This window comes from Kribbella voronezhensis, assembly GCF_004365175.1.
In the GTDB taxonomy this organism is placed as follows: domain Bacteria; phylum Actinomycetota; class Actinomycetes; order Propionibacteriales; family Kribbellaceae; genus Kribbella; species Kribbella voronezhensis.
In genome coordinates, this window is the sequence record NZ_SOCE01000001.1 from 3,608,978 (window position 1) to 3,622,521 (window position 13,544).

Sequence of the window (13,544 nt, forward strand, 5' to 3'; positions counted from 1 at the left end):
GTTCGGGTCCCGGTTGTGCGGGTCCCAGCTGCTGGGCTGGTTCAGCTGACGACGGGAGCCATCCCGGCCGAGCGGGCGACCGCGCCGGAGTCGCCGCAGATCGCGAGCCAGTTGGCCAGCATCCGGTGGCCGCCTTCGGTGAGCACCGACTCCGGGTGGAACTGGACGCCTTCGACCGGCAGGTCCCGGTGCCGCGCGGCCATGATCACGCCGGCCTCGGTCCGCGCCGTCACCTGCAGTTCGTCGGGCACGCTGTCCTGCGCGATCGCGAGGGAGTGGTACCTGGTGGCGGTGAACGGCGACGGCAGCCCGGCGAGCACGCCGGCGCCCTCGTGGAACACCTGGCTGGTCTTGCCGTGCAGCAACTCGTCGGCGCGGCCGACGACACCGCCGTACGCGACGCCGATCGCCTGCAGGCCGAGGCAGACCCCGAAGATCGGGACCTCGCCACCCGCCTCCCGGACGATGTCGACGCACGCGCCGGCTTCCTCCGGCGTCCCTGGTCCGGGCGACAGCAGGACGCCGTCGTACGCCGTGACCTGGTCAGGGGTGACCTCGTCGTTGCGCAGCACTGTGGTGTCGGCCTGCAACTGCTGCAGGTACTGCACCAAGTTGTAGACGAAGGAGTCGTAGTTGTCGACGACAAGGATGCGCGGCATGCGCACCATTCTGACAGGCCCGCGGAAACCGCGTGGACCTGTTTCAGCGACCGCTGCCGGTGACCGACGGGCTGGCCGTCGGCACCTTGGGGAAGCCCGGCACTGTCGCGCTCTGCAGGTCCAGGGTGCCCTCGTACGCCGGCATGGCGATCGACGACTCCGTCTTCACCTCGTAGCCGAGCTGGAACTTCACCACGTAGTCCTGCAGATTGTCGATGTACTGCGAATCGTCGAGCGCCTTCTGCAGCTTCCGCCGGTCACCGATCGCGGTGATCTTGTACGGCGGCAGGTAGGGCACGCCGTGCAGGACCACCGAGTTGCCCACGCACTTGATGCCGGTGGTCGAGATGACCCGGTGGTTCTGGATCGAGATCGCGTCGGCGCCACCGGCCCAGAGCGCGTTCACGACGGCCTGGATGTCCTGCTGGTGGATCACCAGCCAGTCGGCGTCGACGTCCGGGTTGTCCTTCACCACTTGTGACGGGGCGTCCTTGAGCGTGACGGTCAGTCCCGGGCCGGTGACCGGCACCGTCCCGACCTGCTCGGACAGGTCCTTCAGTTGCTTGGCCAGCTTGGGCGCGATCGAGCCCTGCTGCGTCTGCAGTTTCTCGATGTCCTGGCTCAGCTCCGCGTGCTGGCGGGTCAGGGTCGCGCTGCGGCGGCTCTGTTCCTCCACGAGGCCTGCGAGCGTAGTGTTGCGACTAGGGCGCAGGTCGGTACCACGGGCATTGGTGGCACTGGTCGCGAACAGCAGACCGGCGCACATCAGCGCCACTGGCGCACTCGCGCGCCAGAGCGAAAAACGCCGCAGCCTGCTCACCCGTGAACCCCTTGCTCCCGTCTGCACTACGCTAACCGAGGCCAGACCCAGTGGTGTGGCTGGTGCCGGCCTCGCGAACCGAGGCGACACCACTCACCTTAGTGTCCGCTACAAGGAGTCGAATCCGTGCCCGAGTCGAGCAGTCGCAAAACGAAGAAGTCCTCCGCCGAGAAGGTGAAGGTGGAGAAGACTCCGAAGAAGCCACGCACCACCAGTCGCGTCTGGGTGGCGCCGCTGATGCTCGGCTGCTGGCTGCTCGGACTCGCCTGGCTGGTCGTCTTCTACGTGGCCGGCCAGGACATCCCGGTGATGAAGGACCTGAACAACTGGAACCTGCTGATCGGCATGGGCCTGATCGCCGTCGGTTTCGTCGTCTCCACGCAGTGGATCTGACCCTGTTCAGCTAGTACTTCTTCGCGCGCACCGGCGTCGCGGAACACCTCGGACCTGAGCCGGCGACCGGGCGCAACCGGCTCAGGTCCGGGGTTTCTCGTGTTTTTCGGCCGAATGACACCACTGCAGTTATCCACATGGGTATCCCCAGGTGTGCACAGCTTTCGCGACCGTTGTCCCCAGGTTGTCCCCGGATTTCGGCCGATTCGGGGACAAAATCGCCGAAATCTGTGGATCAACAAGGTTTGATCACCGTCTTATCCACAACTGGGGAAGACCTCGCTGAGCCAGCGTCCGAAGTTCTGTGGAAACTCGTGCCCCACCCCTGGCACTCGGTGGATCGAGAGCCCGAAGCCGGTCAGCCGGTCGGCCGCGTCGTCCACAACCTCCAGCAGATCATCGTCTTCGCCGATCAACACGTCGGCCGGTGACAACGGACCGGCCGCATCGGCCGGCAACTCCCGCAGAGCCGGAGCGATCACGAGTACGCCGGTCGCCCGGGTCGGTGTCGCGGTCAACGCCCAGTCGAGCGCGGCCCGGCCACCTGCCGAGAATCCCACCGCGATGAGCGGCAGTCCGCGCAATTCGTCGGGCAGCTCGCCAAGAGCGCGGGCGATGTCCTCCACCGCACGATCCCGCTCCGGCCAGGTGCGGTACATCGGGGACATCCGCTGCGACGAGTCCACACACACCAGCGCGTAGCCGAGCTCCAGCACCTCGGCCCAGTCCGCCGCAGCCCGACCCGCGGTCTGCCCAGCCCCATGCAGCGCTACTACGACACCGCGCGCGTCATCAACGCTCGCGGGCAGCTGGATGAGTGCGGGGCGCGGGTCCGGGCTCCTGCGAGTCGCAGAGAGTGCGACCAGTTCCTGGAACTCCGGTAGTGGCTGCAGAGCGGCGAGGTCGTCGTCATCGGTGAGGATCGACGGATCCCACCAAGCGCCCGCGTCGCTGGCGGACCGTAGTACGTGGATAGCCGCCTCTGGTTCGCCGAGGGAGCCGTGCAGGCAGGCCGCGGTATGGGCGAGCTCTGCCGACCAGGGCTCGAGCTCAGGATCGGGGCGGCTCAGCAGCTCCAGGGCGGCGCGCTGCTCACCCTCGGAGTACAGCGTGAAGACGCGGTCGGACAGATCGTCGTAGCGCTGCTCTGGAGAATCCACGGGTCGATGGTGGCAGACCTTCGGCGTATACGCAGGGATATATGTAGACATCTACGTAGCGGTGTGCGTATAGTTCTACGTAGGAGGAGAGCTGATGCCGAACAAGACGATCTACGTTTCCGACGACGACCTGGCGCTCTACAAGCGGGCCCAGGAGCTTGCCGGAAATCTGTCCCAAGCGATCTCCATCGCGCTGCGGCGGTATGTCGAACTGGAGGAGGGCCGGCTCGACGGCTTCGACGAGATCACCGTGCGGGTCGGGCGCGGGGCCGGCCGCAAGCAGCGGTTCTCCGGTGTCCTGCTCGCCGAGGGCGGCCGGTCGAACAAGAACGGCTACGAGGCGTTCAAGGTGTACCGCAGCAGGACCGGCAAGTTCGTCCTGTACGCCGACCGGACCAACCAGTTCACCACCGGCCAGACCGTCGACGGTGAGGAACAGAACTACACCGGCTGGCGGAGCTGGATCGGCAGCTTCAGCAGCAACCAGACCTGGAGCATGGCGCAAGGCGAGGCCACGCTGCACGTCGTCGACACCCTCGAGGAACTGCACGCCCTGATCCCGGACGACCTCTACGCCCTGGTCGAGGAAGCCGCCGACCAGCCGGTCGTCGAGGACCTCGACATCTGATCCACCACCCCACAACTGCACACCTGATCCACCGAGCGGCGACCTGACCACGGTCGGCCGGCTGGATCAGCACGCCCTGAATCTCCCCTCCGCAACCCCCTTTGGCCATCAGGTCAGGTTCGCCCTGCCCGAAAACAAGCGAGGAAGTATGAACAGTTCATCCCTGGCGATCGACGTCACCGGCCTGCGCAAGGCGTACGGCGACAAGCTCGTCCTCGACGGCATCGACCTGAAAGTTGCCGAAGGCACCATCTTTTCGCTGCTCGGCCCGAACGGCGCGGGCAAGACCACCGCGGTCCAGATCCTGTCCACGCTGATCACCGCCGACGCCGGTGAGATCCGGGTCGCCGGGCACGACCTGCACCGCGACCCCGAGGCCGTCCGGGCCGCGATCGGTGTGACCGGCCAGTTCTCCGCGGTCGACGGTCTGCTGACCGGCGAGGAGAACCTGATCATGATGGCCGACCTCCATCACCTCGGCCGCCGCGAGGCGCGCCGCCGGGCCGCCGAACTGCTGGAGCGCTTCGACCTGGTCGAACCCGGTCGGAAGCTCGCGATGACGTACTCCGGCGGTATGAAGCGACGGCTCGATCTGGCCATGACGCTGGTCGGGAACCCGCGGATCATCTTCCTGGACGAGCCGACGACCGGGCTCGACCCGCGCAGCCGGCACAGCATGTGGCAACTCGTCCGCGAGTTGGTCGCCGGCGGCGTCACGGTCCTGCTGACCACGCAGTACCTGGAGGAGGCCGACGAACTCGCCGACCGGATCGCGGTACTGGATCACGGCACCTTGGTTGCCCAGGGCACCCCGGCGGAGCTGAAGCGACTGGCGCCGGGTGGTCATATCCGGCTGCGGTTCACGGCGCCCGAAGAGTTCGCCGCGGCCGCACAGGCACTGCCGTCCGCGTCGCGGGACGACGAGTCCCTGGTTCTCCAGGTGCCGAACGACGGCAGCGTGCAGTCGCTGCGCGCCGTCCTGGCCCGGATCGACGACGCCCGCATCGAAGTGGACGAACTGACCGTCCACACCCCTGACCTGGACGACGTGTTCTTCGCCGTCACCGGTCAGCCCGCAACCACCGACGACGAGAAAGTGACAAGCAGATGAGCACCTTGAGCTATCCGGTGGCCGACACCGCCACGATGTTGCGCCGCAACCTGCGCCACGCCCTGCGATACCCCGGGCTGTCGCTCGGCGCGCTGGGCATGCCGGTCATCATGATGTTGCTGTTCGGCCTGATCTTCGGCGACACCTTCTCGGCCGGCCTCGGCGGCGGCAAAGGCTTCGACTACATCGACTTCCTCACCCCGGGCATCCTGCTGATGTCGATCGCGTCCGGGACGATGTCGCCGGCGGTCGGGGCCGCCATGGACATGAGCGAGGGCATCGTCGCCCGGTTCCGGACGATGGCGATCTTCCGCCCGGCTGTGCTGACCGGGCACGTGCTGGGCAACGTGATCCTCACGATCGTCAGTCTGGCCCTCGTGATCGGGTTCGCCGTGCTGATCGGGTTCCGTCCGAACGCGTCGGCCGGCGAATGGGTGCTGGCGGCGGGACTGATGATCGCGGTGACCGTCGCGCTGACCTGGTTCGCGATCGCGCTCGGCCTGACCAGCAAGACCGCGGAGGGGGCGAGCAACATCGTCCTGCCGATCAGCCTGCTGCTGCCCTTCCTGAGCAACACCTTCATCCCGCTGGAGTCGATGCCGGGCGGCATCCGCTGGTTCGCGGAGTACCAGCCCTTCACGGCGATCATCGACACCCTGCGGCACCTGCTGCTGGGAGCGCCGATGGACAACGGCACCGGCTGGCTCGCCCTCGCCTGGTGCCTGGCGATCGCCCTCGTCGGCTACTTCTGGGCCCAGCGAAGCTACAACAAGGGCACCGCGGCCTGATCAGCTTGGAGCGCCGAGGAGATTGGCCCGGGTGCGGATGTGGGCGGGGGTCAGCAGGTCGCAGTCGGAGTTGGTGACCGGTTCGCCGGCGACGGTGCGGAGCGGGATGACACCGGTCCAGTACGGCAGGGCCAGGTCCTCGGGGTCGTCGTTCGCCTCGCCGGCGCGGGTCTTCACCGAGGCTTCCGTGAGGGAGAGGGCCAGGACGGAGGTCTTGGCCAGCTCCTTGCGGTTCGGGGGTCGGGTGGCGTGGGAGCGGCCGGGGACGAGATGGTCGACGATGACGTTGAGGCCGTGCAGCTTCTCGTCCGGGTCGGTGACGAGGCGCGGTACGCCGAAGATCACCGCCGAGCGGTAATTCACCGAGTGATGGAACGCCGACCGGGCCAGCACCAGGCCGTCCGCGTGGGTGACCGTCACGCAGATCGTCTGCTCGGGCGCGGCGACCACACTCCGCGCGGCGACCGAGCCGTGCAGGTAGAGAGTCCCGTCGACGCCGCGGTCCAGATCGATCCCGTACGCCGTGGGCAGCACCAGCGGGGCGTCGCCGAGGATCACCCCGAGGTGGCAGAACATGCCTTCGCGGAGGACCTCGTGCAGCACCTCGCGCTCGGTGGCGGCGCGCTCCTTCGAACGGCGCAAGGAGGTCCGGTCGGTCGGCTGGAGCGGCGTGGTGATGGTCATGGAACCAGCGTCGCCGGACAGTGGCATGCTGGCACGGTCCATTCCGGTTCGAATCAGGTAGTCCACTTTGGATAGCTCGCTGCCACTCGTCCTCGACCGCTCCGGCGCCGGCCCGCTCCACCTGCAGTTGGCCGAGCAGTTCCGCGCGGCGATCCGGGACGGCCGGCTCCAGGCGGGGCACCGGTTGCCTTCCACCCGCGAACTGGCCCGCGACCTGGTGGTGTCACGATCGGTGGCCCAGGCGGCGTACGACCAACTGCATGCCGAGGGATGGATCGAAGGCCGGACGGGAGCGGGCACCTACGTGGCGGACGTCGTACCGCTGCAGCCTGTTGAGCGACGCCGAACGAAGTCCGCGCCGGCCGCGCGGGAGAAGCTGTTGTCGTTGCGGGCCGGCATCCCGTTCATCGGTGGGTCGGCTGATGCCGGCTGGCGGCGGGCGTGGCGGGAGGTGTCGGCGCAGCTCCCGCCACCGGGGTACGAGGATCCGACCGGGTTGCCCGCCTTGCGGGAGGCGGTGGCCGCGCACGTCGGCCGGGTCCGGGGGATCGCGTGCGGTGCGGAGAACGTGCTGATCACGAACGGGACCATCCACGGGCTGCGTCTGGTGCTGTCGGTCCGCCATCGTCCGGGCGAGCGGATCGCGATCGAGGACCCGGGGTACGTGAACGCCGTCGTCGCCGCTCGCGATCAGCGATTGGAGGTCGTCGACATCGGCGTCGACGAGGACGGCCTGCTGGTTCGCGAACTCGGTGACGACCTCGCCGCGGCGTACGTGACACCGTCCCACCAGTACCCGCTCGGCGGGCGGCTACCCGTTGCCCGACGCAACGAACTGATCCGGTGGGCCCGACGCACCGGCGCGACGCTGATCGAGGACGACTACGACAGCGAGTTCCGGTACGACGTGGCGCCGCTGCCCGCGCTGGCCCAGCTCGACCTCGATCGGGTCGTGCACCTGGGCACCCTGTCGAAGATCCTCAGCCCGGCGCTCCGGCTCGGCTGGCTGGTCGCGTCCACCGAGGTGGTCGACGCGTTGGCGGCGTACCGGGAGAACTCGGGCGACTGGCCCGCCTGGCCCATGCAGGCAGCGTTCCTCGCGATGCTCCGCGACGGCTACCTCGACCAGGTGATCCGCCGGAACCGCCGCCTGTACGCCGATCGCCGCAACCTCACCTGCTCAGTCCTCGCCCCCTACGGTCGCGTGGTCGGTCAGGACGCCGGACTCCACATCACCCTGCTCCTCCCCGATTCGCTCGACGACCTCGAGGTCGCCGCCCGAGCCCGGGCTGCCGGTGTAGTCGTGGCCCCTCTCTCGGAGTACCGCCGCTCCCGCCCCGGCCCACCCGGCCTCGTCATCGGCTACGCCCGCCCCACCGACGAAGCCTTGCAGCGCGCTCTTGCTCTGCTCGCCGGAATCCTCGGCGGGTAAGGGCTTCGACGCCGGTCGAAAGGGTGCCGCGGTGCCAGGGTGCCCTGGCACTGTGATGTCGGCACTCGGCCGGACGAAGGAGAACTGGTGTACGGAAGAGCTGGAATCGCGCTGCTGGCGCTGGGACTGCCATTGGTGTTGTCGGGTCCGAATGCATCGGCCGCACCGACTGCTGCCTGTGCCGAGCACGCAGTAGCGGAGGTGAGAGGACGGACGGCGACGGACATCCGGGGAGTCGCACCGGGCGGTCACTATCTGTCCGGGGCGGCGCAGGACGGCGAGGGGAACTACCACGCGGTCCGTTGGGACGACGGTGTGCCCACTGAACTTCCCATCCCCGCCGCGCAGTCATGGGCGGCTGACGTGAACGACGACGGCCAGTTGGTGATCGGTACCAGCGATGAGGACGGCACGAAGCCCTGGCGCTACCGCGATGGGCAGTTGGTTGCGCTGCCGATCCCAGCCGGTTACGCCAGCGCCACGGCTACCGCGATCGACAACTACCGTGGCAACATCCTCGGCACGGTCAGTGACGCGGACGGCTGGAACGTGCGCGGTGTGGTCTGGGATGCGGCCGATCAGCCGCACGTGCTGTCGATCCCGGCCGGGTTCAACGAGGTGGCCGTGTCCGACATCGACGACGACGGCGTGGCTGTCGGGACCGTGCTCGACGTCGACATTCCGCATGCGCGGACCCGCTACCAGCTGGCGGCGTACTGGCTACCGGACGGCACTGTTCGGCTCTTCCCGCCTTCCTCCGCCACCGCGTGGACGACAGCCGCAGCGATTCGGCACGGAGTCGCCGCCGGGCAGGATGGCGACAGTGCCGCCACCTGGAAGGTTGGCACGAACGGTTCCAGTACTGCGATCGCCGGCGGGGACAAGGCTCAGGCGATCAACTCACGAGGGACGGTCGTGCTGGCGGGGAGCGGTCGGCCTCGCGTTTACCAGCCAGGCAAGGGCGAACGAGCACTCACTCTGCAGGACCCAGGCGGCGCCTCCGGTGCGAGCGTCGCCGGTCTCGCCGACACCGACCAGGTCTACGGCACCGACGACCTGCACCACGAACCCGTCCGCTGGGACTGCAGTTAGGCAGAACGCTCACCAAGGGGTGACCGGGTTGTTCTTCAGCGGTGGTTGGACGTGGGGGGTTTGGCCGGACCAGGTGAGTTCGGAGAGCCACATCGTGCGGCCATGGGGATCTGTGCCGACCGAGGCCGGGTCCCACGCGTGGTACACGAACCACCAGCGGTCGGCGGTTCGGAGGACCATGTTGTGGCCGGGGCCGGCGGCGTCGGGGGAACTGGTGAGGATGGGATCGCCCGACTTGGTGCACGGGCCGGCGGGGGTGTCGCAGCGGGCGTGGCCGACGGCGTACGAGGCCTTGTCGAAGGCGTTCGCGGAGTAGAAGAGGTGGAAGGCGCTGTCGCGTTCGACCATGTACGGCGCCTCGACCAGGGTGCCCTCCCAGGGCAGGGTCTGCTTGATCAGCCGGGTGGGTTCGCCGATCAGGCGCAGCCCGTCGGCGGACAGCCGCGAGACGGAGATCCAGGTGTCGACACCGATCGCGTTGCCGTCGTTCTTCCAGTAGAGCCAGCGCTGACCGGACGAGTCCTGGAACGGGCTCGCGTCGATCGAACCGCCCTCCTCGGCCTCGCAGATGAGTGGCCGACTCGATTTGTCGACATATGGACCTTTTGCCTCCGACGCGACACCGACACCGATCGCCTGCCGCCCCGATGCGGTGTCAGAACTCGTGTAATACATGACGAATCGGTCAGGACCGTGGACGGCGACCTCGGGTGCCCACACCCTTCCCGGTGACGTCCACGCCGGCAGTTCGGGGAGGGCGTCGCCGACCTGGTCCCAGGAGACCAGGTCGGCCGACTTCAGCGTCTGGACATTGCCGAGCGGCCCGTTGGTCGCGAACGCGTAGTACGAACCGTCGACGGCGACCACCTGCGGATCGGCGAAGTTGTCGCCGTAGACGGGATTCGTGAAGGCCACGGTCACTTGCTCTCGTAGAAGCGGAGGTAGTCGAACGTGGCGACCGGTGGGGTGCCGCCGGTTTGGTCGCCGTGGGCGTAGATGCCGAGCTTGGGAGTTGCGCCGGCGGGAAGCACCCACGACGCGCCCCAGGTCCAGGTCTTGCCGTCAATACTGGAGCCGGCGCGGTAGACGTGTTCGCCGGCAGCGTTGCGGTGGTAGGCCAGTCGCATCCACAGCGTCGGTGCCGGGCGGCCGATCGCGGCGCCGCCGTAGCTGGTCGCACCGTCCGAGGCGCGCGCCACCAACTCGCGGCCGAACTCCGTCTGCCGCGTCTTCCAGATCGCCACGTCGCCGAACCGGGCGAAGTCGTCGTCGTTCAGATACGCGATCATCCCGGCCTGCTGGTAGTTGCGGACATCGCCCTCACCCAGGTCCAGGTGCAGCTTCGTCTCCGCGATCCAACTGTCCCCGGCCGGCGTGTCGTGGAACAGCAATCCGGCGTTGTTGCCGGACCCGACCAGGTCGGTGTTCTGCACCGGCCAAGACAACTTGCCATCGGCAACTACCGCCTTGCTGTCCGGCCGCACCCAACTCCAGCCGGCACCCAGCCCGGGCCCGTCGAACTCGTCCCCGGCAAGCAACATTCCAGCCTCCGGTACTGCGGCCGGCCGGCGCAGCGGATCGGCCACGGCCCGCACCGTCAGGTTGTCCACCTCCGCCGAGCCCAGCCAACTCACCGGAGCGGACCGCACCTTCAACCCCGGTACGACGAGTTGCGCCTCGGCGTACAAGTCGCCCAGGCCGGCGTCGTTCACCCGGACGGTCACCGTGTTGCCCAGCACCTGCACGCTGAGCTTGTTCCACTGATTGCGGTCGAAGTCCGCAGGAAGGGTCGCACTCGTAGTACGACTACCAGCGAGCACCCGGATCGTGCTACCGCTCACAGTGGCGACCACAGAACCACCAAGCACGGTGGTGAAGCTGCTGCCCAGCTTGACGTCGGCCTCGACTCGCACCGATCCACCCGGCGCGGCCTGGCGAGTGGCGGCGATGCCGCGGACAGCAGCGGCAGGTCCACCAAGCGAGTCATCAGCTTGCCTGGTCGCACCCCACAGTCCGGTCGCGGGATCCGCAGAGTCGATCCCTGCGGCAGACCCGGTCACCGGAGCGGGCTGCCGTGTGTCCGACGGACCCAGGCCCGCGCGAGTCCGCGGCCAGCCGTCGATCCAGTCGATCCGGTCGATCAGCATCGGCCGCCGGTTGATCCCGAACGGGTCGGTCAGCCACGGCGTACCGCGGTCGATCGCGTGGTAGACGATGTGGTCCTGCCCGGCCGCGTCGGTGATGAAGGCGTGGTGGCCGGGACCGATCCACTTGTTGCCGTTCTGGGTGATCACCGTGGTGCCACCGACCCGGGACTCGTTCAGCGAGGCGCCGGTCGCGTCGACGAACGGCCCGCGCGGAGATCGCGACCGGCCCGCGAAGACGGAGTACCCGGTCGTCGGGCCCGCGCAGCAGTTCATCGACGAGCCCATCAGGTAGTACCAGCCGTCGCGGTAGACGGCGTACGAGCCCTCGTAGCGGTCGCCGACGGTCACCTGCGTCGGCGTGCCGACCGAGTGCAGGCCGTCGGGGGACAGTTCGGTGACGGAGATGCCGCCGTAGAAGCCGCCGGTGTAGAGGTATCGCTTGCCGTCGGCCGCGGTGAGCATCGCCGGGTCGATCGTGCCGAAGAAGCCACCGTTGCCGTCGGGCTTCGGTGCGACCACCGGCGCGTCGGTCGCGGTCCAGGGACCGGCCGGCGTCGGGGCGGTGGCCACGCCGATCGCTGGATCGCCGCCCGGGTTGGCGAGGGTGTCGGTGACGGTGAAGTACATGACGTACCTACCACCGAAGTACCGGATGTCCGGCGCCCAGAAGAACGAGCCGGGGGCGGCCCAGGCGGGTTTGGTCGCGTCGGTGAAGACCGTGCCGAGGTACTCCCAGGAGCCGAAGTCCTTGGTCCTGGCCATGTGCATCAGTCCGAAGGGGCCTCCTGCGACCAGTGGGTCGGAGGTGGCGTAGGCGTACCAGTAGCCGTCGCGGCCCTGGATGATGGACGGATCGGCGAAGGTGTCGGCGAAGGACGACGAGATCGGGTTGAGGGTGGTCGTCGGCGTCGCCGGGTTCGGTGCGGCGACGGCCGCCGTGGTACCGGCTGTGACCGCGACGACGGCGAGTGCCGCGGCTAGGAATCGTCTGGGAGGCACGGGCGGGTCCTCTCTGCTGGTGGGCGTCAGTCAGTCGGTGCGAGCCTGATCAGGTGCCACGACGCGGGCGGCAGCGTGGCCGTGCAGATGCCGTTGGCAACATTCGTCCCGGTGACCTGACGTGGGACCACGCGATCGGGATCATCGGCGGTGTTCACGGCAGTCCGGTCGTCGTCGTTCAGCGCGAGGTGCTCGACGAGCTGGTGCCCGGCGAACACCGGTACTTCGAAGTCGATCGCGTCCGTCTCGCTCCGATTCACCACGAAGACGGCCACCTCGCCGGTGCTCTCGTCGTACGTCGCGGTGCTCCACAACGCGCACACCCGCCCGTACTGCGCGGTCTCCACCTCGGGGCCACCGGCGACCTCGGTCCGCAGCACCGTGCCCCCGGCGTACTTCGCGGTCAGCGCGAACGGGTGGAAGATCGTCTGCCGCCAGGCGCGGCCGTCAGGCTCGGTCCGGATCGGGGCGATCACGTTGACCAACTGGGCGAGACACGCGATCTTCACGCGATCGGCGTGCCGGAGGAGGGTGATCAGCAGGCTGCCGATCACGACCGCGTCGTCGACGGTGTAGACGTCCTCGATCAGCGGGCTCACCTCGCGGATGTCGAGGCCGAGTTCGCCGGGGAAGTCCTGCTGGCGCCAGACGTTCCACTCGTCGAACGACAAGGTGATCGCCTTGTCGCTGCGCTTGAGCGCCTTCACGTGGTCGGCGGTGGCGACGACGGAGTCGATGAACCGGTCCATCCCCTCGGCGCTGGCCAGGAAGCTGGTCCGGTCGCCGTCCTTCGGTTCGTAGTACGCGTGCAGGGAGATGTGGTCGACCAGGTCGTAGGTGCGCTCGAGGACGGTGCGCTCCCAGTCGCCGAAGGTCGGCATCCCGGCGTTGCTGGAGCCGCAGGCGACGAGTTCGAGCCCGGGGTCGACCCGCCGCATCGCGTTGGCGGTCTCCTCGGCGAGCCGGGCGTACTCCTCGGCGGTCTTGTGGCCGATCTGCCACGGTCCGTCCATCTCGTTGCCCAGGCACCAGACCTTGATGCCGTGCGGCTCCTTGCTGCCGTTGCGGACCCGCCGGTCCGGCAACTCGGTGCCGGCCGGCAGGTTGCAGTACTCCAGCAACTGAACCGCTTCGGTGATCCCGCGGGTGCCGAGGTTGACCGCCCAGATCGGCTCGACACCCGCCTTGCGGGACCAGGCGACGAACTCGTCGGTGCCGAACTGGTTCGGCTCGATCGCCCGCCAGGCCAGGTCCAGCCGCCGCGGGCGCTCGTCCTTCGGGCCGACGCCGTCCTCCCACTGGTAGTTGGAGACGAAGTTGCCGCCCGGGTAGCGGACCGCCGTGACGCCGAGTTCGCGGATCAGCGCGAGCACGTCCTCGCGGAACCCGTCGGCATCGGCGGCGGCGTGACCCGGTTCGTAGATGCCGGTGTAGACACAGCGGCCCATGTGTTCGACGAACGAGCCGAACAGGCGCCGGTCGAGGGCTCCGACCACGAACGAGGGGTCGACCGCGAGACGAGCCACAAATCCTCCTGGATAGCCTTTACAACGATTAACCCGGAGTTTTTCAACGTTTGACATCACCTGTAAAGAGCTCACGTGACAGACTCAGGCGACAACCGGGTGTGA

At 68.2% G+C, this 13,544-nt stretch carries 13 protein-coding genes; 6 read left to right on the plus strand and 7 right to left on the minus strand.

Annotated elements, in window-relative coordinates; all coding sequences use genetic code 11:
• Positions 1–41: 41 nt before the first annotated feature.
• Together EV138_RS16605 and EV138_RS16610 are read right to left on the minus strand one after the other, a co-directional pair.
• Complete coding sequence (locus tag EV138_RS16605) at positions 42–659, minus strand: aminodeoxychorismate/anthranilate synthase component II (protein WP_133979822.1); 618 nt, start codon at positions 657–659, stop codon at positions 42–44.
• A 43-nt stretch (positions 660–702) separates the two neighbouring features.
• Positions 703–1,335: a DUF881 domain-containing protein gene (locus EV138_RS16610; RefSeq protein WP_238158178.1), complete on the minus strand. Its 633-nt coding sequence runs from the start codon at positions 1,333–1,335 to the stop codon at positions 703–705.
• 270 nt (positions 1,336–1,605) lie between these two features.
• On the opposite strand from EV138_RS16610, the gene EV138_RS16615 reads away from it, so the two are divergent.
• Complete coding sequence (locus EV138_RS16615; protein ID WP_112244926.1) at positions 1,606–1,872, plus strand: cell division protein CrgA; 267 nt, start codon at positions 1,606–1,608, stop codon at positions 1,870–1,872.
• A 257-nt stretch (positions 1,873–2,129) separates the two neighbouring features.
• On the opposite strand, the gene EV138_RS16620 is transcribed toward EV138_RS16615, so the two are convergent.
• The gene (locus tag EV138_RS16620; protein WP_133979824.1) at positions 2,130–3,032 is read right to left on the minus strand and encodes an alpha/beta hydrolase; all 903 of its coding nucleotides are present in this window, start codon (positions 3,030–3,032) and stop codon (positions 2,130–2,132) included.
• Between the two features lie 94 nt (positions 3,033–3,126).
• Here EV138_RS16620 and EV138_RS16625 point away from each other — a divergent pair, with 94 nt between their 5' ends.
• From EV138_RS16625 to EV138_RS16635, 3 genes are all read left to right on the plus strand, one after another.
• Positions 3,127–3,660: an EXLDI protein gene (locus EV138_RS16625; RefSeq protein ID WP_133979825.1), complete on the plus strand. Its 534-nt coding sequence runs from the start codon at positions 3,127–3,129 to the stop codon at positions 3,658–3,660.
• A gap of 148 nt (positions 3,661–3,808) precedes the next feature.
• Positions 3,809–4,771 (plus strand): ATP-binding cassette domain-containing protein, encoded by a 963-nt coding sequence (locus tag EV138_RS16630; protein WP_133979826.1) that lies wholly within the window; start codon positions 3,809–3,811, stop codon positions 4,769–4,771.
• Positions 4,768–5,559 (plus strand): ABC transporter permease, encoded by a 792-nt coding sequence (locus tag EV138_RS16635; RefSeq protein ID WP_133979827.1) that lies wholly within the window; start codon positions 4,768–4,770, stop codon positions 5,557–5,559. Before EV138_RS16630 ends, EV138_RS16635 begins: the two co-directional genes overlap by 4 nt.
• On the opposite strand, the gene EV138_RS16640 is transcribed toward EV138_RS16635, so the two are convergent.
• Positions 5,560–6,243 (minus strand): pyridoxamine 5'-phosphate oxidase family protein, encoded by a 684-nt coding sequence (locus tag EV138_RS16640; RefSeq protein ID WP_166678615.1) that lies wholly within the window; start codon positions 6,241–6,243, stop codon positions 5,560–5,562.
• 67 nt (positions 6,244–6,310) lie between these two features.
• On the opposite strand from EV138_RS16640, the gene pdxR reads away from it, so the two are divergent.
• Positions 6,311–7,675 (plus strand): MocR-like pyridoxine biosynthesis transcription factor PdxR, encoded by a 1,365-nt coding sequence (gene pdxR / locus EV138_RS16645; RefSeq protein ID WP_133979828.1) that lies wholly within the window; start codon positions 6,311–6,313, stop codon positions 7,673–7,675.
• Between the two features lie 87 nt (positions 7,676–7,762).
• The gene (locus EV138_RS16650) at positions 7,763–8,767 is read left to right on the plus strand and encodes a hypothetical protein (protein ID WP_133979829.1); all 1,005 of its coding nucleotides are present in this window, start codon (positions 7,763–7,765) and stop codon (positions 8,765–8,767) included.
• Between the two features lie 9 nt (positions 8,768–8,776).
• Here the strand turns inward: EV138_RS16650 and EV138_RS16655 are convergent, their stop codons facing one another.
• From EV138_RS16655 to arfA, 3 genes are read right to left on the minus strand one after another with little or no spacing between them, the layout of a single operon-like run.
• Entirely contained in the window at positions 8,777–9,688 is a 912-nt protein-coding gene (locus tag EV138_RS16655) for a glycoside hydrolase family 43 protein (RefSeq protein ID WP_238158179.1), read from the minus strand.
• Entirely contained in the window at positions 9,685–11,913 is a 2,229-nt protein-coding gene (locus EV138_RS16660) for a glycoside hydrolase family 43 protein (RefSeq protein ID WP_133979830.1), read from the minus strand. The genes EV138_RS16655 and EV138_RS16660 overlap by 4 nt, the downstream gene beginning before the upstream one ends.
• A 26-nt stretch (positions 11,914–11,939) precedes the next feature.
• Positions 11,940–13,439, minus strand: coding sequence for an arabinosylfuranosidase ArfA (gene arfA, locus EV138_RS16665; RefSeq protein ID WP_238158180.1), 1,500 nt, complete (start codon positions 13,437–13,439; stop codon positions 11,940–11,942).
• Positions 13,440–13,544: the final 105 nt, after the last annotated feature.

What these genes read in the sequence shown, in the direction of transcription:
- EV138_RS16605 (WP_133979822.1), bottom strand. Translation starts at nt 659, where the DNA reads ATGCCGCGCATCCTTGTCGTCGACAACTACGACTCCTTCGTCTACAAC.
- EV138_RS16625 (WP_133979825.1), top strand. Translation starts at nt 3,127, where the DNA reads ATGCCGAACAAGACGATCTACGTTTCCGACGACGACCTGGCGCTCTAC.
- EV138_RS16630 (WP_133979826.1), top strand. Translation starts at nt 3,809, where the DNA reads ATGAACAGTTCATCCCTGGCGATCGACGTCACCGGCCTGCGCAAGGCG.
- EV138_RS16635 (WP_133979827.1), top strand. Translation starts at nt 4,768, where the DNA reads ATGAGCACCTTGAGCTATCCGGTGGCCGACACCGCCACGATGTTGCGC.
- EV138_RS16640 (WP_166678615.1), bottom strand. Translation starts at nt 6,243, where the DNA reads ATGACCATCACCACGCCGCTCCAGCCGACCGACCGGACCTCCTTGCGC.